This window comes from Burkholderia sp. AU33803 (genome assembly GCF_002223095.1).
Lineage (GTDB): Bacteria > Pseudomonadota > Gammaproteobacteria > Burkholderiales > Burkholderiaceae > Burkholderia.
Genome location: NZ_NKFJ01000006.1, coordinates 797742 through 821835 on the forward strand (window position 1 = coordinate 797742; position 24094 = coordinate 821835).

A 24094-nucleotide genomic window follows, 5' to 3' on the forward strand; every position below is an offset into this window, starting at 1 on the left:
CGATGAGCACACCGATCACCACCGCCTTTTCCCATGTGAAGCCGCAGGACACCGCGTATCGCGGCGAAGGCCTGCGCGACTTCTTCCTGTATCGCGATCTCGGTATCGCGGCCGCGACGAACGGCAAGGTCGTCGCGCAACTCGTCAGGGCGAATCATGCACCGGAGGCGGGCACCGGCTGGCACCGTCACGAGGCCGAGTTCCATATCGTGATCATGCTGAAGGGCTGGGCGCGCTTCATGTACGGCGACCAGGAAACGCTGGTGGCGGCCGGCGACTGCGTGCACCAGGCGCCGGGGATCGTCCACTACCTGTTCGACTACTCGCCTGACATGGAGTACCTGGAGATCGTCGGGCCCGCCGATTTCACGTCGATCGATGTCGAGGGGCCGTGCGCGGTGCCGCCGCCGACGCCTTGGGGAGAGGCGGGGGCGTAGCTGCGTGGTGTTGCCGCATGCATCGTCGGTACGCCTGTTTGTGACAAACCGCCCTCGTGGCGGTTTTTTCTTGCGCGTTCCACGGAGGTTTCCGTGCGAACCGCTTTCCCTGCTTCACATTCTTTCGAATTCCGAATCGTCGCGAAGCTGAAGATCCTGAAAGGAAAGAAAGACATTCGTCGGCTTCGATGCGTTGACGGCGCCTCGATGTCAAATATCGTCAATTGCGCGTGGACGCGGTGCACGGCGAGTCGACGACCGGCGTTAAGGAGGTACCAGCCGGATCACCGGTTGAGTTACCCGGGAGAGTTTCATGAAGCGCATCGCGAAGATCCTGACGGCCACCGCAGTGGCATGTGCCGTCCTTGCTCCGGCACTGGCCGAAGCGCATTCGCACCGTGTGTGTCATTTCGATCATCACCACCATCGCGTGTGCCGCTGGGTGCGGTAACCGCGACTTTCCCGGGGATACCCGGAACGCATGCTTTATCAGGCAAATCAGGAGAGGACTATGAAAAAGACGATGTTGATCGCCGCGCTGGTCGCCGGCATGGGGTTGTCGATCGGTGCATTCGCGCAGGTTCCGGCCAGCGCGCCGGCCGGCACGACCGGTCTGTGCAAGGATGGCTCGTTCTACTCGGGCGCATCGAAGAAGGGCGCGTGTGCCGGCCACAAGGGTGTGAAGACCTGGTACGGCGCATCGTCGGCGGCAGCCGCCAGCGCACCGGCCGCAGCGCCGGCCACGGCAGCCTCCGCAGCGCCTGCATCGGGCACCGCGCCGGCGAAGAGCGCGGCAGCAACGACCGCGGCGGCAGCGCCGGGCGGCGGCGCGGGCAAGGTATGGGCCAATGACAGCACGAAGGTCTACCACTGCTCGACCGACAAGTACTACGGCAAGACGAAGCACGGCAGCTACATGTCGGAAGCCGACGCGAAGGCGAAGGGCTACCACGCATCGCACGGCAAGGCCTGTTCGTAACGCAGGCTGACGCGCGAGGCCGCTCCCTCGCGCATCGTCCGAACACTGCAGCAACGCACGCCCCGCCATCAACGGCGGGGCGTTTCATTTTCAGCGCCGTCCGGCTTCAGTGCGCGAGCTGTGATTGCGTGTCGGTCGCTGCATCGTGCGCGGCCGCGCGGGCGTCGAGCAGCGCGCGCAGCGTCACGTAGAGCGTGCCGTCCGCGTGACCGTCTGCATCGGCAGTGCGATCGTATGGCTCGTTGTCGTGGATCGTTGCACGCACGATCGGATAGATCTGCGTTTCCCAGCGGCTGCCGTTGAACACGCCGTAATGGCCCGCGCCCGTCTGCACATGGTGTGTCTTCAGGTACGGCGGTAACCCCGAGCACAGCTCCTGCGCGGCCACCGTCTGGCCGACCGCGCAGATGTCGTCCTTCTCGCCCTCGATCGTCAACAGCGCGGTGCGATGAATCGCCGCCGGTTCGACGAGCCGGTCGCCGACCGTCAGCTCGCCGCGCGCGAGCGCGTATTGCTGGAACACCTTCTCGACCGTTTCCAGATAGAACTCCGCGGTGAGATCGGCGGTCGCGAAGTATTCGTCGTAGAAGTGCCGCAGCGTGTCGGCCTTCGCCGGATCGCCCTTCGCGCGCTCGTAATACAGGTCGGCGAGCGACGCCGCATGGCGATCGGGATTCATCGACATGAACGCGCCCACCTGCACGAAGCCCGGATACACGCAGCGCTGCGCCCCGACGAAGCCCGCCGGCACGACGCTGATCAGGTTGCGCGCGAACCATTCGATCGGCTGGCTCGTCGCGAGCGCGTTGACCTTCGTCGGATTCACGCGGCAATCGATCGGGCCTGCCATCAGCGTCAGGCTCGCGGGCTGCGCCGGATCGCCGCCGGCCGCCATCAACGAAACTGCCGCGAGCGCGGCGACGGTCGGCTGGCAGATCGCGAGCACGTGCGCATCCGGGCCGATCTGGTGGATGAAGTCGATCACGTGCGCGACGTATTCGTCGAAGCCGAACCGTCCGGCCGTCAGCGGGATGTCGCGCGGGTTGTGCCAATCGGTGATGTACACGTCGTGGTCGGCGAGCATCGTCTGCACCGTGCCGCGCAGCAGCGTCGCGAAATGCCCGGACATCGGTGCGACGATCAGCACGCGCGGCTGGCGCGCCACCGGCCGCGCCTTGCGGAAATGCAGCAGCGTGCCGAACGGGGTGCCCGCGGCGGCTTCCTCGACGATCGGCACCGTTTCGCCGTCGACGACGATCGACGCGATGCCGAACGGCGGACGCCGATGCGAGAACGCGCAGCATTCGAGCAGTTCGCACAGCGCGTCGAGCATGCGGCCGGTTGGCGTCGCGGTGGCGGGTGGCCACAGCGACATCGTCGCGCGGGTAGCGGCGGCCCATGCGCGCGCCGGGCGCGTGCATTCTGCAGACCATTGATAGAACGGATAGGCAAGCAGATTCATGGCTGTCGCTCGTTGTGCCGCGTTGCATGGAACGAGGCAAGCGATGTGCCAGCCCGCGGCTGGCACGCGCGTTGCACGCGGTTCGGGAACGCGGCGACGCAGGCGGCACGCGACACACGGCAGCCGCACGCGATGCGTTGCCCGGCCGGCCTGTCGTGCGGCACGTGACGCGACAGCGTGCGGCGCTGCGCCAGTTCGGCGAATGCGCGGCACCGGCATGGTGCGGGTGACGCCGCGCGGCGTCCGTTTTCGGTGCAGGGGCACGAACGGTCTTGAACAGGGGAGCGACATGGAAGTCACCGGAGGACAGACGACGCTGACCATCAGCAGCCGCAATTACTCGTCGTGGTCGATGCGCGGCTGGCTGCTCGCGAAGCTGAGCGGGCTCACGTTCGAGACGGTCAGCGTGCCGATCGATGCCGCGTCGCGCGCGGAGTTGCTGCTGCTGTCGCCGTCGATTCTCGTGCCGTGCCTCACCCACGACGGCAACACGGTGTGGGACACGCTCGCGATCGCCGAATACCTGAACGAAATCCGGCCGCAGGCGCGGCTGCTGCCTGAAGACCGCAGAGCCCGCGCGCATTGCCGGTCGATCTGCGGCGAGATGCATTCCGGTTTCAGCGCGTTGCGCTCCGCGTTGCCGATGAACCTGCGCGCGCATTTCCCCGGCTTCCGCATCTGGTCGCGCGCGCAGCACGACATCGAGCGGATCGTGACGATCTGGCGCGAGTGCCTGGCCGCGTATGGCGGCCCCTGGCTGTTCGGCGCGGAGATCGGCATCGCCGATGCGATGTATGCGCCGGTCGTCACGCGCTTCCTGACCTACGACGTGAAACTGGAGCCCGACGTCGCCGAGTACTGCATGCAGGTACTCGCGCAACCGTTCGTCGCGGAGTGGATCGATGCGGCGAAGGCGGAGCACGAAGACATCGACGAACTCGACATGGAGTTCTGACGCGCCGGATCACGTGCGGCACACGCGTCGTCATGCATGACGCGCTCAAATATCGGATGAATGGCGTCTGACCAAAGCGCGCTTAAATCGGACGAATCGCCGCCACGGCGTGAGGCCCCGTGCGGCGGGCCTCGTGCGTTATCGGGGTAAACATCGCGGGCGCGGTGCCGATAACGCAGGTCCAGTGACCGCAAGAGAAACACGTGAAACCGTTCGTCATGCTTGTCTTTGCCGCTGCGCTCGTCACGTCAGCCGGCTGCGCCCAACTTCAACCCGCACACCAGGACGCGAATACGCACCCCGATGCGCCGTCCGCATCGACGTCGCTCGTCGATTTCGTCATACCAGCTGATGCGCTTGGTGCGCGCGATCCTCAGTTGACCGCGTTGCTTACGAAAGTCGGTGCGCTGGCATCGAAGCAGTCGCAACCGATGACGATTCGCGTGGCCGCGCTGCCGCAGGATTTCGGCTACCTGAACCAGTCGATCAAGCGCGGCATTGCGACGCCGCGTGCCGCGGCGGTGCGCGTCGAGAACGTCGCGGCCGGCAGTTGCCGACCGTACAGCGTCCAGGTCGGACCGAGCCAATAACAGGAGATCCCGCGATGCTACGACTGTCGATCTGTGCCGCCATGTTCGTGTGCGGCACCGCGTGTGCGGCGCCGCCCGGCGATGGCGTGCCGTTTGCCCCTGCTGCGTCCAACCAGGTGTTTCCACCGCTGCCGCCATTCGCGTCGCTGCCGCCGGGAGCGGGCGGCGACGACGAAGTGCAGGCACCCGCACCGACGGGCGGCCGTCACGCGAAGAAGCCGCGCCACGCACCGCCCGTGAAGAAGGCGCCGGAATGGCAGGTGCGTCTCGTCGTGACCGACGAGTCGCGCGCGGCGCTCGCCGCCGAGGACAAGAAGCTCGACGACGCGCTGGCGAAAAGCACGCACGAGCGGCGCACGACGGGGGCCGGCGCGGCAGCGCTGGCGATGACGCCATGAGCCCGCGGATTCGAAACGGCGGATACGTGACGGCCCGAACCGGAGCGGCGTCGATGCAACGACGTTGCACGCCATGGCTGTGGTTCGCGATGTTGGTGTTGAGCGCGCTCATCGTCACGCCGGTGCGTGCCGCCGACGACGCGCCCGGCAACGAATGCTTCGAGCGCGCGGCCGGCTATCAGGGCGTCAACCCGCATATCCTGCGCGCGATCGCCTGGTACGAATCAAAGGGCAATCCGGCTGCCGTGCATCGCAACGCGGACGGCAGCATCGACGTCGGCCAGACCCAGATCAACTCGGTGCATTTCGGCGAGCTGCGCCGCTATGGCGTGCCGCCACGCGCGCTGAAGGATGCGTGCGTGAACATCTACGTCGCGGCGTGGATGCTGAAACGCAAGATGGTCCGCTATGGGAACACCTGGCAGGCGATCGGTGCCTATCACTCGGAAACGCCGCGCTATCGGGACGAATACGCGCGAAACATTCATGCGGTGGTCGTGTCGTGGGGCTTGCACGAATGAGCCGCCTTTGGGTGAGTGTTGAAGGCCGCAAGTAAGGATCGCGGCGGGCTCGGCCGGTTCGACGAACGTGCCGCAGCCTGTCGTTTTCCCGAATGCATCAAGCCGATTCTGCAGCGCAAACGTTTTGCATCAAATTCTGCTCACGGAACCCCTGCGACGAGGTTAAAGAACTCCACAGCGCGTGTCGTAAACGGGAGCACGGGGAACGGCGGCGATGATCGCGCATGCAGCGCGACGCGCCGCCGCACAAGAAAGCAAGCGCAGCAGGGGAATCGACTTGAATCGTCAGCAATCGTGGACGCGTACAGCGGCGCCCGGGGAAATCATTTACTCCCAGGGTTTTGCGGGTGAGCCCGTCATCTTCTTGATCACCGACGGCAAGGTCGAGCTGTCCACGCGATGCGACGACAAGCGCGTCGTCGTCGCGACACTCGGCCGCGGCGAGTTCTTCGGTGAATCGGCGTTGCTCGCATCCGAGCCGCGTGCCCATACCGCGAAGGCCCTTTCATTCTGTCAGTTGACGGTCGTGCCGGCCGGCATGCTCGACGACGAAATCGAGCGCGTGTCGGCGCTGCTGCGTCACATCGTGCGAACGATGATCCGCCGCGTGAAGCGCAAGGACGACCAGCTCGCCACCTACACCCATGCCGACTTTATGCCGGGCGTGCTGTCGTATGCGCATGTGCTGTCGCTGATGGCGGGCGCCGAAGCGCGCGATGGCGGCGACACGTGGGCGCGCCGGCCGATGCAGGCCCATGCGGCCGAAACCTCGGTGCCGCTCGCCGACGTGATCCGCAAATGCCGCGCGATTGCCGGCCACTCGCGGCCGCACGTGCTCGCGATGCTGCGACGCATGGAGAAGCTCAATCTCGTCACGATCGAAGCGGCGCAGGCGGATCACGTGGGCGGGGCGGTGGACTATGCGGCGTCGTCGGATGCGCGCCAGGTCGTCACGTTCGACGCCGCGCGCGTGATCGATCGCGCTCAGCAGGTGGCCGATCACGATCTCGACCTGTCGATCAACAGCGAACTCGAACTCATCGAACTGGCCGATCTCGAAGCGCTGATCGGTGTCGAGAAGACGATGCTGCTCAACAAGCTGTCGAACGGCGAGATTGCCGACGAGTTGTTCGCGTTCCGCAAATCGAAGGTGCTCAGTTACGTCGAACAGAAGGGCGTGACGTACTTCTCGCGGCGCAACGCGCGACGCGGAGAGGTGCGCTCGCTGGAGGATCTCGTGACGATCGACCCGCGCACGCTGTTCGACGTCATCAGCACGTTCGATACCTACGATCTCGCGAAGCTGATCGCGAATCTCGACGATCGCGCGGTGGCCGACAAGCTGTTCTCCGTGATGACCGAGGCGCGGCGCAACGAGGTGTCGTGGGTGATGCGTCGCGAGCTCAAGCTCGATCCGGTCGAGATCGAGGATATCGAGCAGCGCGTGCTGGATGCCGTGCGCGCGGCGAAGGCGCCGGCGGTGGGCGCCGTGCCTGTCGCATCGGCATCGGACGCATGACGAGGAGACGCGCATGGACCTGTTGACCCTGGCCGGTGTGCTGTTGGGCGGTGCGGCGATCGTGTTCGGATTCGCGCTGGAAGGCGGGCATTTCTCGATGCTGTTCCAGTTCGAGGCGCTCATCATCGTGCTCGGCGGCACGCTCGGCGCGGTGATGATCCAGAACACGTGGGCGCGCTTCTTCGATGCGGTGAAGCAGCTGCGGCTCGCGTTCGTCCGTGCGCGCGAGGTCGATCGCAAGAACCTGTCCGACCTGCTCGAATGGGGCGACCGCGCGAAGCTCGACGGGCTGCTCGCATTCGAATCGATGGACGTGAGCGGCATCCATCCGTTCGCGCGCCGCGGGCTCGAACTGCTGGCGAACGGTGTGTCGACCGCCGTGCTCGAAGACGCGTTGCAGCGCGAACTCGATGCCTACGAACGCAGCCGCCTCGCCGCTGCGCGTGTATGGCAGCAGGCCGGCGGGTATGCGCCGACGTTCGGCATTCTCGGGTCGGTGCTCGGGCTCGTGCAGGTGACGAGCCATATGCTCGAACCGGCGCAGCTCGGGCCGGGCATCGCGGTTGCGTTCATCGCGACGCTGTACGGGCTGGCGTTCGCCAACCTCGTGTTCCTGCCGCTTTACGGCAAGCTGCGCGCGCAGATCGACAGCGAGCTGCGGTTTCGCAAGCTGTATCTCGACGGCTTGCTCGCGATCTCGCGCAAGGAATCGCCGCACACGATCGAGACGCGCCTGACCGGCGACGTGCGCGGGCGCGCGGTCGAATCGCTCGCGTGATGCGCATGTGTCATACGACGAACCCGGAATGCCAATCGCATGACTGCTCGAACTGACGGTGCATCCGCCGCCGATCGCGACGACGACGAACTCGACGGCGCGCAATCGGGCCGCTGGCTGATTTCGTACGCGGATCTCATCACGACGCTGATGGTGCTGTTTCTCGCGTTGTACGTGCTCCAGCTCGCGAAATACAACGCGCTCGATGCGCGTTACCAGACGCTTGCGCGGCATGCCGAAAGCGCGGCGAGCGCATCCGCTGCTGCTACCGCTGCCGTGACGCCTGAGCACTCGCCGCCGTGGCTCGCTTTGCTCGATTCGTTGAAGTCGAATGGCCGGATCTCGCTCGTGAAAGCGCCGCATGGCGTCGAGATCGGCATTGACGCGAAGATCCTGTTCAACGTCGGCGATGCGCGGCTGCTGCCCGATTCGTCGCCGGTGCTGAACCAGATCGCGCAGGCACTGAGCGATCACGCGACCGGCGAGATTCTCGTCGAAGGCCACACCGACAGCGTGCCGATCGCGAACGCGAAATACGAATCGAACTGGGAGCTGTCGTCGGCGCGGGCGGGGAGCGTCGTGCGCTACTTGGCCGAGCGCGGCGTCGCCCCGCACCGGCTCGCGGCGATCGGGCGGGCCGATACGCAGCCGCTCGTCGCGGGCGACGATGCCGCCGCGCGGGCGCGCAACCGGCGTGTCACGATCTTCGTTGCATACTGATTCGCGCTGAATTTTCGTTGTTCGCGCATCTATAAGCGGCCGCATATGTCCGCCTGACAACAACATAACGAATCTCGCATGATGAGCATGTGAGATCAGCGATGCGGTTCTGCGCGTGCATGCCGATAACCCAAACTGGCTCAGACCGAGCGGTTATCGAGGGTTCCCCATGCATTTCTGGCGCAAGCTTTCCATACAGAACAAGCTGATTCTCAGCATGACGAGTTGCCTGCTCGTGTTCGTCGCGATCTCGAGCGGACTCAGCATCCGCCTGATCGGCAACGCGGTGCGCGATCGCGTCGTGCGCGAAGAGCTGCCGACGGCCGTGAACGGCATCCGCGCCGACGTGCAGCGGCAGATGGCCGGGCCGATCGCCGCGTCGCGGATTCTCGCGCGCGATGCGTTCCTGCTGCAATGGGAAGCCGAAGGCGAACCCGACGCCGGCACGCGCAACTGGATCCAGCTCGCGAAGAACGTGAAGGACGAGCAGAAGGCCGCGTCGGTGCAGTGGGTGTCCGTGAAGAGCGGCAACTACTACAACGAATCCGGCCTGCAGCGGAAGGTGACCGACAAGGATCAGTGGCTGACCGGCTTCCTGTCGTCCGGCAAGGCGTTCGACGTGAACATGGACCGCGAGGTGACGGTCGGCGGCTACATGATGTTCATCAACAGCCGTGTTGAGCTCGATGGTGTGCCGATTGGTGCCGCTTGCATGAGCCTGTCCGTCGATGCGCTCGCGAAGGGTATCGCTGCGTATCGGATCGGCGAGACCGGGTTCGCGTATCTCGTGCGTCCCGACGGCGCGATCATGATGCATCGCGATTCGTCGCTGATCGACGGCAAGCATTTCATGAAAGATCAGCCGGGGTTGCCGGGGGATGCGTCGGCGACGCTGTTGGCTGGGCAGCCGTATGCGTACCTGAGCTACAACGGTGATGGCGGCGCGCGGTTCATCGCGACGTCGTTCATTCCGGAGTTGAATGCGTATGTGGTCGTCGAGGTGCCGCAGGCCGAGTTGCTTGGGCCGGTGACGCGTGCGATTCGTAGCGCGGCGCTGGTTGCGGCGGTGGTGGGGCTGGGTGTCGCGCTGCTCGTGATCTGGCTGGTGGGGCGTGCGATTGCTGCGCCGATTCGTCGCGCGGCGACGCTGCTGTCGGAGATCGCCAGCGGCCAGGGTGACCTCACGCGCCGGATGACGGTCGAGAGCCAGGACGAGATCGGGCAGTTGTCGGATGCGTTCAACCGGTTCGTGTCGTCGCTGTCGACGCTGGTGCACAGCATTCGCGCGGCTTCGTCGTCGATTGCGACCGGGTCGGCGCAGATTGCGACCGGGAATGCGGACCTCAGCGAACGCACCGAAGGGCAGTCGAGCAACCTGGAGCGCACGGCTTCGTCGATGGAAGAGATCACGGCCGTGGTGCGGAACAACACCGAAACGGCGACGACGGCCGCGAAGATGATCAACGGTGCCGCCGATACGGCTGCGCGCGGCGGGCAGGTGGTGGGCGAAGTCGTGACCACGATGCAGGAGATCAGCGACGCGTCGCAGCGGATCTCCGAGATCATCGTGATGATCGACAGTATTTCGTTTCAGACGAATATTCTGGCGTTGAATGCGGCGGTGGAAGCGGCGCGGGCTGGCGAGCAAGGGCGCGGGTTTGCGGTGGTGGCTTCTGAGGTGCGGAATCTGGCACAGCGCAGCGCGCAGGCGGCGAAGGAGATCAAGACGCTGATCGAGCATAGCGCGGGGACGGTGAATACCGGGTCGCGGCTGGTGAGTGAGGCCGGGAAGGTGATGCGTGATGTGGTGTCGCAGGTTCAGGGTGTGAGCGCGATGATGAGCGAGATTGCTGAAGCGAGCCTGGAGCAGAGCGCCGGGATCGATCAGATCGGGGATGCAGTGCAGTCGCTCGATCAGATGACGCAGCAGAATGCGGCGCTGGTCGAGGAAAGCGCGGCGGCTGCGGCGAGCTTGAAGCAGCAGGCGGCGGAATTGACTCGGCTGGTGTCGGCTTTCAAGGTGGATGAGTAAAGTCTGATTCGCGATTTAGAATAGGGCGTTTCTGAGGGACGGCTGCCGTGGTTTCACGGCAGCCGTTTTTGCATGTCGGTGCGGGATTGGGCAACGCTTATAAAAATGAAACGCATTTCCAAATGGAAGATCGGGGCGGTGGCGGCGGTGCTCGTCGCGGTGGCGGCTGCAGTGGGGGCGAAGGTGATTGCGTCGCCTACCGATTCTTATCTCGCCTATCGGAAGAAAGCCGTCGACACGATTACAGCGGCGCGGATGGAGGATCAGGCGGATTTGGACAAGAAATACACGGCCGAGGTGAATGCGCGGCTGGTTAAGCTTGTCGGGGCGGTTAGGGCGAGAGGGTTTTCCGGGAAAGCGGGGAGTACCGTGGAGACCCTCGTCATCGACAACGGGATGACGCCCGGGCCGGATGGACTGCTCTTGAAGTCGAATGACGGGAAAGTGAATCTCGTTGTGACGACGGTTCCGCTTTTGAAGGCGTGGGTGGCGACGGCGGATGCGGGGATCAAGTCCACGGAAGATGTTGCCGTTATCTTCGATAACGAGACGTTTTACACCGACGTACTCGGTGGCGACGCTGCGGAGTATCGGTTTGCCGAATTGCCCGTGAAGCGGAAACCGACTGATGCGATGGTGAAGGCGTTGCTGTTGGGTGACAGCCAGGACGGGATGCGGGATGGGCCGAATACGTTGATGGTGTCGATCAAGCAGGGGGCGCGGGTTTATATCCTGTGGCGGGATGCGACGTTGCCGACGATTGTCGCTTGCAGTGCGGGGCACGTGGCGGAGGAACAGCGGGCAGCCTGTTTCGCGCAGCAATTGCCCAAGCAGAGGCGCTATTCAAGGTTTGTGTCCGACGCGCAGACGATGGTCGATTCGGTTGTTCAATAGGATGAGATTGTCTTGATGGTCGTTGAGTCGGGCGTTATCACGAGGTGATCGGATTCGCCCGATTTTTTGAGAGGTTCGACAGTAACGGATACATCGCTGACAATCAGCGGCTGAAGACCGGACAGCCATCGATGTTGAGCGCTGCTTCGTCGCCGGGTACTTCAATTTCTCTTTTGCCCAGTTCCGTTTGCCATGACTATCGCTTTCGAGTCCCCCGACCAACCCGACGTGATCGCCCTCATCGCCGATCTGGACGCGTACCAGGACACCCTGTATCCGCCTGAAAGCCGGCACGCTCTGGATATCGCGTCGCTGAAGCAGTCCAACGTGCTGTTCGCTGTTGCGAGGGATAGTGAGGGCGAGGCAATCGGGTGCGGGGCGATTGTCCTCAACCCCGAATTTGGCGAATTGAAGCGCATGTATGTCAGCCCGCGTGGCCGCGGGCAGGGCGTGGCGAGAAAACTCATGACTATGCTTGAGTTAAGGGCAGCCGACTCGGGTTGCAAGGTGATCAGGCTTGAAACTGGACCTTATCAACCTGATGCGCTGGCTTTGTACGCGTCTGCCGGATATCAGCGTCGGGGGCCGTTTGGCAATTACACGGACGATCCGTTGAGTGTGTTCATGCAGAAATACATCGCGTTATAAGGAGCAGGCTCGTGCGGACTCGAAAGGACATCTAGTGATGTCCATTTGGTCGTCCGGCTTCGGCCAGAAGCCGACGGTCGACGGCACAGTCCAGATCGTCGACAATCGCACAACCAGCACAAGACCCTTGTCGACGTTCAAGGCGACCTGCGCAAAAATCCGCGCAGGCGCCTCGATCCATTTCAGGAGCGCTCGTAAATGAGCAAGTCCGCACCGCCTCAGTTGACCCTTTCAGGGACTGTCTATCACTCGCGCCCATTTTTGGCCTCCATCGGAGATGTTTGCATCCACCCTGGAGCAAATCGGACGCACTACATCGATGGGTACGTCTATGACGGGCGACAATGGCGAAAATTGCATCTGAGGTCGTTCGGCCAGATAGCTAGGTTGTTTGATGAGCCCGGGGAGATTGGGTCCGTAATGCGGGGAATCGAATCTATCCTCGTCCGACATAGAGGGGTACCGATCTCCTATGAGCGCACAGGTAAAGGGAGCAGCTACGTTTTCCGAGGCGTTCCAATCTCATCATTTTTTAGATAGCACAACATGGTTATCGGCTCGGACGTAGCGTCGGTCATTTCTACGCTGACCGTCTGCTTTTTCACGGCCGGCTACTTCCGGTTTGGGTCGGCGACCGCGTCGCCGGGCCACTTCGTCAGAGCAGCGCAACATCGTTGTCGGTCCGGATCCGGCTAGTGAGATCGCCAAGCTCAGAGAATCGCTTTAAGGAAGATTCGATCGATGAAAAACCAAAAACAGACACTGCGCAAAATCGTCGGCTACCTGAACAACCCGGATGAGGACGGCGGCTTCTGGCTCCCCAACATCCAGCGGCCCTTTGTTTGGAGCGAGGAGCAAATCTGCCGGTTGTTCGATTCCATTCTGCGCGAGTATCCGATCAGCACCTTGCTGGTCTGGAAAACTACTAGCTCGATCCGTCGCCGCAAGTTCATTGACAACTGGACCTCGTCACTGCGCTTGAGCTCCTTCTATGTGCCTGAGGACAGCAAGAAGAAGAGTCTTGTTCTGGATGGCCAACAACGCCTGCAAAGCCTCTACATTGGCCTATGCGGCAGCTATGAAGGCAAGGAACTTCACTTTGATGTACTGAGCGGAAGCTCTGCACTGCCCGACGACATCAAGTACCGCTTTGAATTCAAGGTTTCCGCCAGCGCCAACTTTCCCTGGATCAAGTTTAAAGATCTGGTCTTCACCACCTGGAAGAAACGCGATTTGATGCAGAGCATCGAAAGCAAAGCCGGGCGCATTCTCGTCGATAACGAGAAAAATCGTCTAGAAGATAACCTCGATCTTATCGACCGAACCTTCAAGATGGATGAGGCCGTTACCTATCAGGAGCTCGACAGCATCGACAACCCCGCCCTGTACACCGAGGATGATGTCGTGGAAGTCTTTATCCGCGCTAACTCGGGGGGCACCAAGCTGGAGAAATCTGACCTTCTGTTCTCGCTCCTGAACGCCTCGTGGGACGTGGCCGACAAGCAAATGGAAGAATTGCTCGACGACCTTAACCGACATGGATTTTCATTCGACCGGGATTTCGTCCTCAAGACCTGCCTAGTGCTGCTCGACCAAGGTGCACAGTATGAGGTGTCCAAATTTCGCAAGCCCGGTGTGCGCGAAGCGATCGAGGCCCAGTGGGACAAGCTCTCGGACTCCATCCGCGCGGTCGCAGACTTCGTGCGGAGCAAGACCTACATTCAGTGCGACAAGGCCTTACCCTCCTACATCGCGCTGATTCCCCTCGTTTACATCAGGCACCACTTCACCAACGCTTGGGCAAGCGCAGCCAACGTCGAAAACTTCCTCGTGCGCACGCTGCTCGCGGGCGCCTTCAGCGGTCAGTCCGACCGCATTCTCGACGCTTTGGTCAAACGCTTCAAAGAGCTCGAGCGCTTCGACGCAGACGAGGGTTTCGCCATCATCCGCAGTCAGAATCGCAGTCTCGAAATCACCCATGATCGTTTTTTCGAGATGGGTTATGGCTCCAAGAACATCCACCTGATTCTCAATCTCTGGTACCCAGTTTTCAGCCACGTGCCGGCCTATGACAACAATTTGCCGCAGGTGGACCACATCTTTCCGCAAAGCCGCCTGAAGGCGATCAAGGTGACCAATCCAGAGACGGGGCGTCCGGTCATGCTCTACCGTGACGATGCGCGCAACCAACTGGCCAACTGCATGCTGCTGACGCGGGCTGAAAACGGCGCTGGCGGCAAAGGCGATATCATCCCCGAGGAGTGGTTTGCCGGGAAGTCCTCCGATTACCTGAAGCTGCATCTGATTCCCGAAGATCCGGTCCTGTGGAAGATGGATCGCTACGACGACTTCATCGCAGCCCGCAAGGCGCTGATTGCCGACAGATTTGCTTGGCTGCTCGTCTAAATGCGTTGGCCAATGTCTCCTTTGAAAGAGTTCGAAGGTCCGGAAAGGGTCGGGTAGCGACCGTCCGTAGGCGCACACTCAATCTCCCTTTGCCTGAAAGGAGATTGTCATGAAATCCGCGAGTGTCGCCGTTAGCCGTCGTGTGCCATGGAACAAGGGCAAACTCACCGGGCAGAGACCGCCACTAAAGCTCCGAGAAATTTGGGCGATCCGGACAGGCTTCAGATGGCGTCGAACGTCCGTGAGCTCGCGATGTTCAATCTCGCAATCGACAGCAAGCCTCGAGCGTGCGATTTCACGCGATTGCAGGTGCAGGACGTCCGTCACGGAAGCCACGTGGCTGCGAGGGTCACCGTCATGTAGCAGAAGACCCAGCGGCCGGTCCAATTCGAGATCACGGAACAGACCCGTGATAGCCTCGAAGCTTGGATCGAAGCGCGAGGGCTGAAGGCCGCGGATTTTCTGTTTCCGAGCCGGTTGCTACGTCACCGCATCTGTCGACTCGGCAATACGCCCGAATGGTGCATCGCTGGGTCGCGTCGATTGGACTCGACGATACCGCATACGGTACCCACACTATGCGCCGGACCAAAGCGTCGCTGATCTACCGGCGAACGAAAAATCTTCGGGCGGTACAGCTGCTGCTCGGGCATACGAAGCTAGAAAGCACGGTTCGCTATCTCGGCATCGAGGTCGACGATGCCCTTGATATGGCGGAGCAAACCGAGGTTTGATGTACCTCGGCCGGCGAGCGGTCGCTTGCAGGTCAATATCCGACGATCAACGTAGGCACCGGAATCGTCGACACTCGCGCGCCGTCAGATGAAGCGCGTCTCGACCGCAGCAAAGACAACAATGTGCAACCTGAACATCGGTTTCGATGCGTGCCTGCGAACCCCCACTACTGCCGGCGCTGCAGGAAAGAAAGGGGGATCGCCTCGTCGGCAGGCCCACAGTCAACTAAGACGCCGCCAGCCCGATCTCCAGCAATAGGTCCACGGCATCGGTACGTAGCTAGCGTGGTGGATGCGCATCCAACCATTGTTCTGTGCGGCTCAGCAAGTCTTTGACAGCCTGTTCGACCCATTCGTCCCGTTCTTTCAGCTTGCCCGCATACTCCACCATCATGTCCCGATGGGTTCGGGTAAAAAGGTTGGTTTCCGGTGGCCCGTTCATGGTCTTGAGCCGTTTATATTCGGCCACCGACGCGTTATTTAGGCGGAAGGAGTCGAGCAAGCCACGCGCTAGCGCATAGGCCCTGATAATCGAGCGGCGCAGTTCTGCGTCATCCACCTTGCCGACCATCCCAACGTTGCCGACGAACACCGGGAACGGTTCAGCCGTTACGGGGTAGATGAAATTGAACGGTTCGTCTGCTCGCAGTGCCTTAAGCTTTGGGTGTATCTCCTGGTTATAGCCATCCCAAGCCGTCTGCACTTCGTCACAGATCGCCTGAACGAACGCGCGGGTTTCGGCCACGTCATCGGCTTTCTTGTCCGAATACTGCCTACTGTAGATCCAGACCGCGGCACCGACAGCGGCCAGCGATCCAACACCCTGTATGACACCCGAGATATCACCAAGTGCGCCCATAGGAATTTTCCTTTTGTTTATGGGAAGCGGTAAGCGGCTAGTGCACTGACTGCGCAGCAGCACGCGGCCGAACCACCCGCCGCGTCCATCAGTTCATGTCAGCAACAGGATCCCACGTTGCACACATCGTCCATCTGCTGTCTGACACTGGGACGTGTCGTGCTTGTCCTGCGTGCAGAGCTTGGTTGCCGTCATTTAGTTCCTGTCGCCGCAATGATAACGAAACCACGTGGATCACTGGACGGCTACGCGCGGCGCGCAGTGACAGCAGCTGTCAGGATCGTGGCCATGCAGCGAGCAAAAGCGACAGAGTCGAACGGCGTTGCTACCGATTGACGCTTCGATATGTCACCGCCGGTTGGGCGTCCGCTTTCACGCGAATCAACTGACCGCCACGGGTCGAGGCTGTGTGGAAACGCGTAACTCAGCACCGGCGGGAGCAGATCCTGTGCCGCATTTTCCCAGCCTTCAGGTGAACGAGGAGTGTCGCCATAGCTTCAGTGCCGAGCTGCTGTCGTCCCTCGGCAATGTAAGCGCACCCTGGAGTGCTTCACGCACCCACCGGCAGCATCGCCTTTATGGTTTTCGAGAACCCGAGTATTGCTATGACGCGTTTAAGGTTGTATGCCAGTACATGCAAACTCATTTCGGTGCTCACGTTTGCAAACCGGCGAGTCAGGAAGTGCGTGTAGCCCATCCAGTGTTTGAACGTCCCGAACACATGCTCAACTGTCCGCCTTCGCGCCGTCATCGCATTCGGCATTCGGTCCAGTCTTCGCTGCGCAGCTTCCAGCACTGATTCGTGCTCCCAGCGCGTGATCCGCCGGTAATTACTTGGCGTGCATTGTGGTTTCATGGCGCAGCCGATACAGGCGCTACTCCAGTAACGACGTATATACATGCCATGTTCCAGGCCAGTAAAGCGATAGATCGCACGTTGCCCGGCCGGGCAGAGATATTCGTCATCCCGGGCAATGTAAATAAAGTCGGCCCGATCAAAGCGGCCATCAGCCTTCGCGCTGGATGTCGTAACCTTCGGCAGAATGGCGGCAATGCCTGCCTCCTCGCAAGCCTTTATCTGTGGGCCACTGTAATACCCCCGATCAGCGATAGCCTTCAATTTGGTTCTACCCATGGCATCACGAGCAGCTTGCGTCATTGGACTTAGCTGCGCCCGGTCACTACCCGCGTTCGTAACTTCATGCGCAACGATAAGATGGTGCTTGGCATCTACGGCGATCTGTACTTTGTAGCCGACCATCCCAGAACCACGGCCACTGGTCGCCATGGAGCGTGCATCAGGATCCGTCAGCGAGATCTGTCCGTCAGGCAGCGTCTTCAATTCCTCTTTGATCTGCTCAAGGTGACGCATTTGCCTCTGCAGTTGAGCCCCGACTCACACCTCCAGCCACCTTCAACAACTGTCACGACCGCAAGGCCCGTGAGGCGACACGTCGCCTGCCGAAACAGCCGAATGGCGTCAAATCATCAAATCAACGCCCGCCGGTTTGCTGCTTCACAAGCGCCCCCCGCTGCAACACATACTCGACCCGCGCGCCTTCATCGGCCACGACTCCGATATCCTCAAGCGGATTCCCATCTAGCACGACGAGGTCGGCGATCGCCCCCACGGCAACCACCCCAAGCTGCCCCTGCATCTTGACGATCTCCGCCGCCACCGTCGTCGCCGACCTAAGCGCTTCCAGATTCCCCAGCACCTCCGCCCGAATCCGAAACTCTCCGCTTTGAAACGCGTGCATTTCCCCGAGCAGATCCGATCCGAACCCCATCTTCACGCCGGCGTTCGCATAGATTTCCAGCGATTCGCGTCCTTTCTGCTGAACGGAAGCCACCTTTGCCACCGAATCCGGCGGCATCCCGAACTCCGCGCCGTGTTTGGCAAGCGCGTCATAAGTCACAAGCGTAGGCACCACAAACGCGCCATGCTCGTGCATTAACTTCGCCGCCGCTTCATCCACAAGATTCCCATGCTCGATCGTCCGCACGCCGCATCGCACAGCCCGAGCAATCGCCCGCCCCGTATACGCATGCGCCATCACATAAGTATTAGCGGCCTCGGCTTCATCCACGATCGCCCGAATCTCATCCTCCGAATACTGCGTGTTCGCAATCGGGTCGGTCGGCGAAGCCACGCCCCCTGACGCCATGATCTTGATCTGCGTCGCGCCTTTCTGAATTTCTTCACGCACGGCGAGCCGCACACCTTCAACCCCGTCCACCACCCGCGCAATCGCTCCCGTCCTGAAACAGCAAGAACAAGGCTCCAGCAAATCCCCACGCGGCCGAAAGTCCCCATGTCCGCCGGTCTGCGACAACGCCTTTCCCGACGGAAAAATCCGCGGCCCCGACACCAGCCCGGTTTCGACCGCCTGCATCAAGCTCCAGTCCGCGCCCCCGGCATCCCGCACGCTGGTAAACCCACGCGACAACATCGCATCGAGAATCGGCAACGACCGGATCGCGGCAAGAATATTCGGCTGCGTTGCATTCACACCGAGATTCGCATTCGAAGCCAGCACGTGCACATGGCAATCGATGAACCCCGGCATCACGGTCTTGCCGCGCACGTCGATCACCTGCGCATTCGGAAAATCCACCGGCCGATCGGTGACTTCGACGATCCGTTCGCCGTCGATCACGACATGATGATGTTCGAGCAGCACGCCCCGTTCGAGATCGAGTACGTTGCCGCCTTGCAGCACGGTAATGGTCATGGATAGAGATCCTTATCGATTGACGGAAGCGCCACGCTTGGCGTCCTTCACGAAGCGCGTGCCGATGAAGCTGACGGCCGCCGCGAGCGTCACGTAGAAGGCCGGCGCCATGTTGCTGCCGGTGCGGGCGATAAGCCACGTGATCAGGAACGGCGCGAAGCCGCCGAAGATCGTCACCGCGAAGTTGTAGGCAACGGACAGCCCGGTCGACAGCACCTTGGTCGGGAACAGTTCGGCGAACGCCGCGAGGATCGGCCCCGTGTAGGTCGCGATCAGCACGCCGAACACGGCCTGGAACACGATCAGTGACGTGAACCCGGGCGCATGGTTGATCCACGCGAACATCGGCCATGCGAGCACGAAAATGGCCAGCGCCGATCCGGACAGGAACACGCGCCGTCCCCACACGTCGGCGAGCCGGCCGACGATCGGCGAGCAGCACATGATCATCAGCCCGCCGACCATGCCGGCCGCGAAACCGGTCGATTGCGGCAGGTGCAGCGTGCGCACGGAATACGTCGGCATGTAGAAGAGCAGCACGTAGGTGCAGACGGTCCACAGAATGACCATCGAAAAGCTCGCGAACGTCTCGCGCGGGTAGGTGGACAGCACTTCCTTCAGCGGCGAGCTTTCTTTTGCCTGCGCTTCGACGGCGCTGAAGGCGGGCGTCTCGTCGATATGGCTGCGGATGTAGTAGCCGACGGGCCCGACGATGATCCCGAGCAGGAACGGCAGCCGCCAGCCCCAGCTATGCAGCGCCTGCGTGTCGAGCGACGTCGTGACGAAGGTGCCGGTCGCGGCGCCGAGCAGCACCGCGAAGCCGATGCTCGACTGGATCCAGCTCGAGTAGTACGCACGCTTCTCCGGCGGCGCGTATTCGGTGAGGAACGCGGTGGCGCCGCCCATCTCGCCACCGGCCGAGAAGCCTTGCAGCAGCCGCGCGACGACGATCAGCAGCGGCGCGGCGATGCCGGCCTGTTCGTAGGTCGGCGCGAGCCCGATGAGCGCGGTGCCGGCGGCCATCATGAGGATGGTGAGCGACAGCGCGGCCTTGCGCCCGACCTTGTCCGCGTAGATGCCGAGCACGATGCCACCGACGGGCCGCATGAAGAAGCCGACGCCGAACGTCGCGACGGTCAGCAGCACGGACGTCAGTTCGTTGCCGGTCGGAAAGAACAGTTTCGCGATGATGACCGCGAAGAAGCTGTAGACGGTGAAATCGAACCATTCGAGACCATTGCCGATCACGGTCGCGACGATGGCGCGGCGGCGCTGCTGCACTGCCGCATCGACGGCAGGCGCGGCGCGCGGGGAAAGCGTTCCTTGCATGGTCTCTTCCTCTATCGGAATCAGAAGGCGGGACGGCTGCCCCGCGTGAACCCATGCTAAGGACAGCGCGATTTTTTTCTGAAACGAAAGATTTGCATGCACGCATGCGCTACGCGCATGCATCGCGATCAGGACGCGGTCTGCTTCTCTGCCTGTTCGAACAGCCAGCGTGTGAACAGGCGTGCGGCGTGGTTCTGCGCGCGGTCGTTGGGCGAGATCACGTAGTAGCCGCCGCCGTGGCTCGCGGATGCTTCCGTCACGCGCACGAGCAGCCCGGCCTCGATGCATGCGTCGATCATGTAGCGCCAGCCGAGCGACACACCCTGGCCGAGAATCGTCATCTGCACGATCTGCGGATAAGAATTGATCGTGATGTCTTGGGGCCGTGCCTTCTGCCGGTCGATGTCGTTCTGGTCGAACCATTCGGACCACGACATCCATTGGCGCTGGCCATCCTCGAGACGCAGTAGCGTCTCGTTCGCAAGATCGGCTGCGTCGAGCGTGCGGCCGGCCAGATAGCCGGGCGAGCAGACCGGAAACACTTCCTCGTCGAACAGACGGCGCGCGGTGTATTCGGCGGGCGCCTGCTGGCGCACGTAGTACACACCTACGTCGAACTCCGCCGGCGACATCGACGCGAGCCCGTCGCGCACGATCAGCCGCAGCTTGATGTCCGGATAGGTGGCGCGAAACTCGGGCAGGCGCGGCGTGAGCCACAGCAGCGCGACGCCCGACGAGCATGCGATCGTCAGTTCGAGATCGCCATAGGGCTTCATCACATCGTGCGTGGCTTCCGCGCATTGCGTGAGGAGATGGTGCACCTGCGCTGCGTATTGCTCGCCGGCGATCGTCAGCCGTAGCGAACGATGCTCGCGCACGAACAGCGAGCGGCCGAGGAATTCCTCGAGCTGCTGGATCTGCCGGCTGATCGCGCTTTGGGTCAGATGCAGCTCGGCGGCCGCGCGCGTGAAGCTCGCATGCCGCACGGCGGCTTCGAACGCGATGAGGCACTGAAGGGGCGGCAGGGGCGTGATGCGCATGGCAGCTTGGGAGGTCGAGGAGGCTGCCGATATGATACGAGCGGATCGAAAGGAAATCACAAGGAAGCAGGGTGCGCCAGTCACCGCATTCATGCGAAGATTGACCGCACAACACACTCGCCCGAGAACGACGTGACCCCATTCAACCCTGAGAGCAAACCGGACGCCGCCCATCCGCCGTGGATGCCTGTCGCGATGGCCGAACGCGGCATCCGCCGCCATCCGCCCGGCAGCATCAACCCGCGCATCGTCGAATACAACAACCAGACGAACCTGGTTGGCTACGACGACAAGATTTCCTGGTGTTCGTCCTTCGTGAACTGGTGCATGACGCACGCCGGCATACGCGGCACGGGCTCGGCGCTTGCGCGTTCGTGGCTCGAATGGGGGAGGCCGCTGGAACGCCCGGTCTACGGCTGCATTGCAATCCTGACCCGCGACGATCCCGCGAGCTGGAAAGGGCACGTCGGTTTCTACCTGCGTCACGACGACGAACAGGTGCATCTCTTCGGCGGCAACCAGCTGGAAGAAGTCCGCGAACTTGCGTACCCGTTGAATGAAGTGATCGGCTACCGCTGGCCCGACGCCGCATGACGACGCAGCAACAGCCCATACAAGACCACGAGCGCCGCGTAACCGGCCGCTGCTAACCTGTCACACAACCGCATCGACCCACCCGGAGCCCGTCGGCGCATCAACGCGCCGCCACCGGCCTCCGCACCCACAAGGAGCCTGCAGTGCAAACCGGTCATCTCCGTCTCTACGCGGATACGCAATACACGAGCCCTTACGCGATGTCGGTCTTCGTGGCGCTCGAGGAAAAAGCGTTGCCTTACGAACTGGTGACCGTCGACCTCGGCAACCGCGCGCATTTCGCGCCCGACTACGCGGCGACGTCGCTGACGCAACGTGTGCCGACGCTCGTCCACGACGATTTCGCGCTGTCGGAATCGTCGGCGATTACCGAGTATCTCGACGAGACTTTCCCGGGCACGCGGCTCTATCCGGTCGAGCCGCGCCAGCGTGCGCGGGCGCGACAGGTGCAGGCGTGGCTGCGCAGCGACCTGATGCCGGTGCGGACGGAGCGGTCGACCGAAGTGCTGTTCTACGGGCCGTCGAGCGAGCCGCTGTCGAGTCTCGCGCAGGCCGCCGCGCAGAAGCTGTTCGTGGCCGCCGACAAGCTGCTTGCACCGGGCGCGTCGAACCTGTTCGGCGAGTGGAGCATCGCGGATGTCGACCTGGCGGTGATGCTGAACCGTCTGGTGCTGAATGACGATCCGGTGCCGCAGCGCCTCGCCGACTATGCACGTGCGCAGTGGGAACGGCCGTCGGTGCAGCGCTGGGTGAAGCTGAAGCGGCCGCCGTTGTAATTCGCCATGAACGTGATCTGGCCGATCCTCATGGTGCTCCTGTTGGCGGCAGGCGTGTTTGTTGCGGTCCGGTTCTGGCACAAACTCATCACGCGTATCGTCACCGTGATCGTCGGATTGGGTATTGCGTGGATCGTGGCTTACTCGATTGCGTTGACGACGGTCCAATGTCTCGGATCGTGCGGCTGAAGAGCGGGGCGCCGGCAAGTATGGAAGCCGCCGCCCTGTCGTGATCCCGCCTAGTTCTTCGCCACTTCCTCCGATTCCGTCGGCGGCCCACCCGCCGCGTCATTCCTGCTCCACCCACCCCCGAGCGACCGATAAAGCGCCACCGCCGCCAGCGCATGTTCGCGCTTGACCTGATTCAGCGAATCCGAATCCCGCAGATAAACCTCCTGCGCGGACAGCACATCCAGAAAATCCGTCGCACCGCCCTTATAGAGCTGATTCGCCAACCCAAGCGCCTTGTCCGACGCAGCCAGCGCGCTACCCAGCCTGCGCGTCGCCTCATCGGAACTGACGAGATTCGCCCGCGCATCCTCGACTTCCCTCAGCGCCTGCAGCATCGTCTGCCGTAACCCGAGTTCCGACTCGCGCATCCGGCTTTCGCTCTGCGAGATGTCGGCGGTAATGCGCCCCGCATTGAAGATCGGGCTCGTCGCACTCAACGCCGCGCTGAACAGGTTGTCGGTCAACGTAGGCAAGCCGAGATAGGAGGCGGCCAGAATCCCGTCCGTCAGGTTCAATGAAAACTTCGGATACCGTTCGGCCTTTGCCACACCGACTTGCGCGGCCCGCCGCTCGACCTGCGCATACGCGGTCAGTACATCAGGCCGCCGCAGCAACGCCTGGGAAGGCAACGTACCCGGTGCGCCAACCGGCGGCGCGGGAATTTCCCCCGCCTGTGCGAGCACCAGCCGATCAACAGATTCCGGCGTCCTCCCCGAATACACCGCAATCAGATTGAGCTGATGCGCAATCTGCGCCTGCGTCGGCGGAATCCGCGCTTCGAGCGCATCGAGCTGGTTCTGCGCACGCGTGACGTCGAGCTCGGTCGACAACCCGAACGCCTGCCGCTTGCGCGTGAGTTCGAGCGCATGCTGCCGGATCTTCGCGTTGTCCTGCAGGATCTTCAGTTCCTGCTGCGCCCAGCGCAGATCGACATACGCGGAAGCCGCATCGGCCGCGAGCGCGAGCCGCATCGCATCTTCCGCATGCTTTTGCCCAACGAGTTCCGCTTGCGCGGCAAGCAGATCGAGCCGTTCACCGCCGAACACATCCGGCGACCAGCTCAACGCGAGCCCGGCACCCGCCTGCCGCACATACCCGAGCGGCGGCGGCGTGTTCTGGCGTGCGTCGGCCGCATGCGCAGTCGCATCGAGTTCGGGCAGCAGCACTGCGCGCTTCTGCACGGTCAGCGCCTGCGCCTGCTTCACGCGTTCGGCTGCTGCCTGCAGATCGAGGTTGCCGTCGAGCACGGTGGCGATCAGCCGGTCGAGCGCGGGATCGTGGAATTGCGCCCACCACGCGGCGGCGTCGATGTCCGCGCGCGGCACATCGGTGTCCCATGCGTCCGGCGCGAGCGTCCGAACCGAATCCTGAAGCGCCGGATGCTGCGCGGGCTGCACCGCGCATCCGGCGGCGAGTGCGCTGACGGCGAGGGCGACGAGAAGTTTTTTCATGATGGG

Annotated in this window: 24 protein-coding genes and 2 pseudogenes; 19 read left to right on the plus strand and 7 right to left on the minus strand. The window is 62.5% G+C overall.

Annotated features, from left to right (window positions below):
- Positions 1 to 2: 2 nt before the first annotated feature.
- The 3 genes from CFB41_RS20850 to CFB41_RS20855 all read left to right on the plus strand — a co-directional run bounded on the left by CFB41_RS20850 (position 3) and on the right by CFB41_RS20855 (position 1416).
- On the plus strand, positions 3 to 437 hold the full coding sequence (locus tag CFB41_RS20850) for a cupin domain-containing protein (RefSeq protein WP_089443093.1): 435 nt from the start codon (positions 3 to 5) through the stop codon (positions 435 to 437).
- Between the two features lie 313 nt (positions 438 to 750).
- Positions 751 to 888, plus strand: a complete 138-nt coding sequence (locus tag CFB41_RS38240) for an HHHH-motif protein (RefSeq protein WP_167347852.1) — start codon at positions 751 to 753, stop codon at positions 886 to 888.
- 60 nt (positions 889 to 948) lie between these two features.
- Complete coding sequence (locus CFB41_RS20855) at positions 949 to 1416, plus strand: DUF3761 domain-containing protein (RefSeq protein ID WP_089443092.1); 468 nt, start codon at positions 949 to 951, stop codon at positions 1414 to 1416.
- 106 nt (positions 1417 to 1522) lie between these two features.
- Here the strand turns inward: CFB41_RS20855 and CFB41_RS20860 are convergent, their stop codons facing one another.
- Positions 1523 to 2878, minus strand: a complete 1356-nt coding sequence (locus CFB41_RS20860) for a polyhydroxyalkanoate depolymerase (RefSeq protein WP_089457735.1) — start codon at positions 2876 to 2878, stop codon at positions 1523 to 1525.
- A gap of 289 nt (positions 2879 to 3167) precedes the next feature.
- On the opposite strand from CFB41_RS20860, the gene CFB41_RS20865 reads away from it, so the two are divergent.
- From CFB41_RS20865 to CFB41_RS20920, 13 genes and pseudogenes are all read left to right on the plus strand, one after another.
- Positions 3168 to 3833, plus strand: a complete 666-nt coding sequence (locus CFB41_RS20865; protein ID WP_089443090.1) for a glutathione S-transferase family protein — start codon at positions 3168 to 3170, stop codon at positions 3831 to 3833.
- A 218-nt stretch (positions 3834 to 4051) separates the two neighbouring features.
- Positions 4052 to 4423, plus strand: coding sequence for a hypothetical protein (locus tag CFB41_RS20870; RefSeq protein ID WP_089443380.1), 372 nt, complete (start codon positions 4052 to 4054; stop codon positions 4421 to 4423).
- A 14-nt stretch (positions 4424 to 4437) separates the two neighbouring features.
- Positions 4438 to 4821 carry a hypothetical protein gene (locus CFB41_RS20875; RefSeq protein ID WP_089457736.1) on the plus strand — a complete coding sequence of 128 codons (384 nt, stop codon included), beginning with the start codon at positions 4438 to 4440 and terminating at the stop codon, positions 4819 to 4821.
- 89 nt (positions 4822 to 4910) lie between these two features.
- Complete coding sequence (locus CFB41_RS20880) at positions 4911 to 5342, plus strand: lytic transglycosylase domain-containing protein (protein WP_039344980.1); 432 nt, start codon at positions 4911 to 4913, stop codon at positions 5340 to 5342.
- A 277-nt stretch (positions 5343 to 5619) separates the two neighbouring features.
- Positions 5620 to 6861, plus strand: coding sequence for a cyclic nucleotide-binding domain-containing protein (locus CFB41_RS20885; protein WP_089457738.1), 1242 nt, complete (start codon positions 5620 to 5622; stop codon positions 6859 to 6861).
- Positions 6862 to 6874: 13 nt separating this feature from the next.
- Entirely contained in the window at positions 6875 to 7639 is a 765-nt protein-coding gene (locus tag CFB41_RS20890; RefSeq protein WP_039344897.1) for a flagellar motor protein, read from the plus strand.
- A 39-nt stretch (positions 7640 to 7678) separates the two neighbouring features.
- Positions 7679 to 8359: an OmpA family protein gene (locus tag CFB41_RS20895; RefSeq protein WP_089457739.1), complete on the plus strand. Its 681-nt coding sequence runs from the start codon at positions 7679 to 7681 to the stop codon at positions 8357 to 8359.
- Between the two features lie 169 nt (positions 8360 to 8528).
- A complete protein-coding gene (locus CFB41_RS20900) occupies positions 8529 to 10391 on the plus strand; it encodes a methyl-accepting chemotaxis protein (protein WP_089457740.1) in 1863 nt (620 codons plus the stop codon).
- A gap of 105 nt (positions 10392 to 10496) precedes the next feature.
- Positions 10497 to 11285 carry a hypothetical protein gene (locus tag CFB41_RS20905; protein WP_089458944.1) on the plus strand — a complete coding sequence of 263 codons (789 nt, stop codon included), beginning with the start codon at positions 10497 to 10499 and terminating at the stop codon, positions 11283 to 11285.
- Positions 11286 to 11477: 192 nt separating this feature from the next.
- The gene (locus CFB41_RS20910) at positions 11478 to 11933 is read left to right on the plus strand and encodes a GNAT family N-acetyltransferase (protein WP_089457741.1); all 456 of its coding nucleotides are present in this window, start codon (positions 11478 to 11480) and stop codon (positions 11931 to 11933) included.
- Positions 11934 to 11970: 37 nt separating this feature from the next.
- Positions 11971 to 12135 carry a hypothetical protein gene (locus CFB41_RS38245; protein WP_179250122.1) on the plus strand — a complete coding sequence of 55 codons (165 nt, stop codon included), beginning with the start codon at positions 11971 to 11973 and terminating at the stop codon, positions 12133 to 12135.
- A 539-nt stretch (positions 12136 to 12674) separates the two neighbouring features.
- A complete protein-coding gene (locus CFB41_RS20915) occupies positions 12675 to 14339 on the plus strand; it encodes a DUF262 domain-containing protein (RefSeq protein WP_089457742.1) in 1665 nt (554 codons plus the stop codon).
- A gap of 109 nt (positions 14340 to 14448) precedes the next feature.
- Positions 14449 to 15073: pseudogene (locus tag CFB41_RS20920) on the plus strand (tyrosine-type recombinase/integrase).
- A 280-nt stretch (positions 15074 to 15353) separates the two neighbouring features.
- Here the strand turns inward: CFB41_RS20920 and CFB41_RS20925 are convergent.
- From CFB41_RS20925 to CFB41_RS20945, 5 genes and pseudogenes are all read right to left on the minus strand, one after another.
- The gene (locus tag CFB41_RS20925) at positions 15354 to 15932 is read right to left on the minus strand and encodes a hypothetical protein (RefSeq protein ID WP_089457743.1); all 579 of its coding nucleotides are present in this window, start codon (positions 15930 to 15932) and stop codon (positions 15354 to 15356) included.
- Positions 15933 to 16482: 550 nt separating this feature from the next.
- Positions 16483 to 17322: pseudogene (locus CFB41_RS20930) on the minus strand (transposase); the annotation flags it as partial.
- 103 nt (positions 17323 to 17425) lie between these two features.
- Positions 17426 to 18667, minus strand: coding sequence for an amidohydrolase family protein (locus CFB41_RS20935; protein ID WP_089457744.1), 1242 nt, complete (start codon positions 18665 to 18667; stop codon positions 17426 to 17428).
- Between the two features lie 12 nt (positions 18668 to 18679).
- Positions 18680 to 19996 (minus strand): MFS transporter, encoded by a 1317-nt coding sequence (locus tag CFB41_RS20940; RefSeq protein ID WP_089457745.1) that lies wholly within the window; start codon positions 19994 to 19996, stop codon positions 18680 to 18682.
- Positions 19997 to 20124: 128 nt separating this feature from the next.
- Positions 20125 to 21036: a LysR substrate-binding domain-containing protein gene (locus CFB41_RS20945; protein WP_089457746.1), complete on the minus strand. Its 912-nt coding sequence runs from the start codon at positions 21034 to 21036 to the stop codon at positions 20125 to 20127.
- Between the two features lie 183 nt (positions 21037 to 21219).
- Here CFB41_RS20945 and CFB41_RS20950 point away from each other — a divergent pair, with 183 nt between their 5' ends.
- The 3 genes from CFB41_RS20950 (at position 21220) to CFB41_RS20960 (ending at position 22595) form a co-directional block, all read left to right on the plus strand.
- Complete coding sequence (locus CFB41_RS20950; RefSeq protein ID WP_089457747.1) at positions 21220 to 21630, plus strand: TIGR02594 family protein; 411 nt, start codon at positions 21220 to 21222, stop codon at positions 21628 to 21630.
- A gap of 143 nt (positions 21631 to 21773) precedes the next feature.
- Positions 21774 to 22406: a glutathione transferase gene (gene yfcF, locus CFB41_RS20955; protein WP_089443079.1), complete on the plus strand. Its 633-nt coding sequence runs from the start codon at positions 21774 to 21776 to the stop codon at positions 22404 to 22406.
- Between the two features lie 6 nt (positions 22407 to 22412).
- Positions 22413 to 22595 carry a hypothetical protein gene (locus tag CFB41_RS20960; protein ID WP_069250984.1) on the plus strand — a complete coding sequence of 61 codons (183 nt, stop codon included), beginning with the start codon at positions 22413 to 22415 and terminating at the stop codon, positions 22593 to 22595.
- Between the two features lie 50 nt (positions 22596 to 22645).
- On the opposite strand, the gene CFB41_RS20965 is transcribed toward CFB41_RS20960, so the two are convergent.
- Positions 22646 to 24088, minus strand: a complete 1443-nt coding sequence (locus CFB41_RS20965) for an efflux transporter outer membrane subunit (RefSeq protein ID WP_089457748.1) — start codon at positions 24086 to 24088, stop codon at positions 22646 to 22648.
- Positions 24089 to 24094 lie beyond the last annotated feature (6 nt).

Coding starts and splice junctions, on each gene's coding strand:
- CFB41_RS20870 (WP_089443380.1), top strand. CDS start 4,052: ATGCTTGTCTTTGCCGCTGCGCTCGTCACGTCAGCCGGCTGCGCCCAA.
- CFB41_RS20865 (WP_089443090.1), top strand. CDS start 3,168: ATGGAAGTCACCGGAGGACAGACGACGCTGACCATCAGCAGCCGCAAT.
- CFB41_RS38240 (WP_167347852.1), top strand. CDS start 751: ATGAAGCGCATCGCGAAGATCCTGACGGCCACCGCAGTGGCATGTGCC.
- CFB41_RS20880 (WP_039344980.1), top strand. CDS start 4,911: ATGTTGGTGTTGAGCGCGCTCATCGTCACGCCGGTGCGTGCCGCCGAC.
- CFB41_RS20965 (WP_089457748.1), bottom strand. CDS start 24,088: ATGAAAAAACTTCTCGTCGCCCTCGCCGTCAGCGCACTCGCCGCCGGA.
- CFB41_RS20915 (WP_089457742.1), top strand. CDS start 12,675: ATGAAAAACCAAAAACAGACACTGCGCAAAATCGTCGGCTACCTGAAC.
- CFB41_RS20890 (WP_039344897.1), top strand. CDS start 6,875: ATGGACCTGTTGACCCTGGCCGGTGTGCTGTTGGGCGGTGCGGCGATC.
- CFB41_RS20900 (WP_089457740.1), top strand. CDS start 8,529: ATGCATTTCTGGCGCAAGCTTTCCATACAGAACAAGCTGATTCTCAGC.
- CFB41_RS20945 (WP_089457746.1), bottom strand. CDS start 21,036: ATGCGCATCACGCCCCTGCCGCCCCTTCAGTGCCTCATCGCGTTCGAA.
- CFB41_RS20860 (WP_089457735.1), bottom strand. CDS start 2,878: ATGAATCTGCTTGCCTATCCGTTCTATCAATGGTCTGCAGAATGCACG.
- CFB41_RS20925 (WP_089457743.1), bottom strand. CDS start 15,932: ATGGGCGCACTTGGTGATATCTCGGGTGTCATACAGGGTGTTGGATCG.
- CFB41_RS20910 (WP_089457741.1), top strand. CDS start 11,478: ATGACTATCGCTTTCGAGTCCCCCGACCAACCCGACGTGATCGCCCTC.
- CFB41_RS20950 (WP_089457747.1), top strand. CDS start 21,220: ATGCCTGTCGCGATGGCCGAACGCGGCATCCGCCGCCATCCGCCCGGC.
- CFB41_RS20935 (WP_089457744.1), bottom strand. CDS start 18,667: ATGACCATTACCGTGCTGCAAGGCGGCAACGTACTCGATCTCGAACGG.
- CFB41_RS20855 (WP_089443092.1), top strand. CDS start 949: ATGAAAAAGACGATGTTGATCGCCGCGCTGGTCGCCGGCATGGGGTTG.
- CFB41_RS20850 (WP_089443093.1), top strand. CDS start 3: ATGAGCACACCGATCACCACCGCCTTTTCCCATGTGAAGCCGCAGGAC.
- CFB41_RS20905 (WP_089458944.1), top strand. CDS start 10,497: ATGAAACGCATTTCCAAATGGAAGATCGGGGCGGTGGCGGCGGTGCTC.
- CFB41_RS20940 (WP_089457745.1), bottom strand. CDS start 19,996: ATGCAAGGAACGCTTTCCCCGCGCGCCGCGCCTGCCGTCGATGCGGCA.
- CFB41_RS38245 (WP_179250122.1), top strand. CDS start 11,971: ATGTCCATTTGGTCGTCCGGCTTCGGCCAGAAGCCGACGGTCGACGGC.
- CFB41_RS20960 (WP_069250984.1), top strand. CDS start 22,413: ATGAACGTGATCTGGCCGATCCTCATGGTGCTCCTGTTGGCGGCAGGC.
- CFB41_RS20875 (WP_089457736.1), top strand. CDS start 4,438: ATGCTACGACTGTCGATCTGTGCCGCCATGTTCGTGTGCGGCACCGCG.
- CFB41_RS20895 (WP_089457739.1), top strand. CDS start 7,679: ATGACTGCTCGAACTGACGGTGCATCCGCCGCCGATCGCGACGACGAC.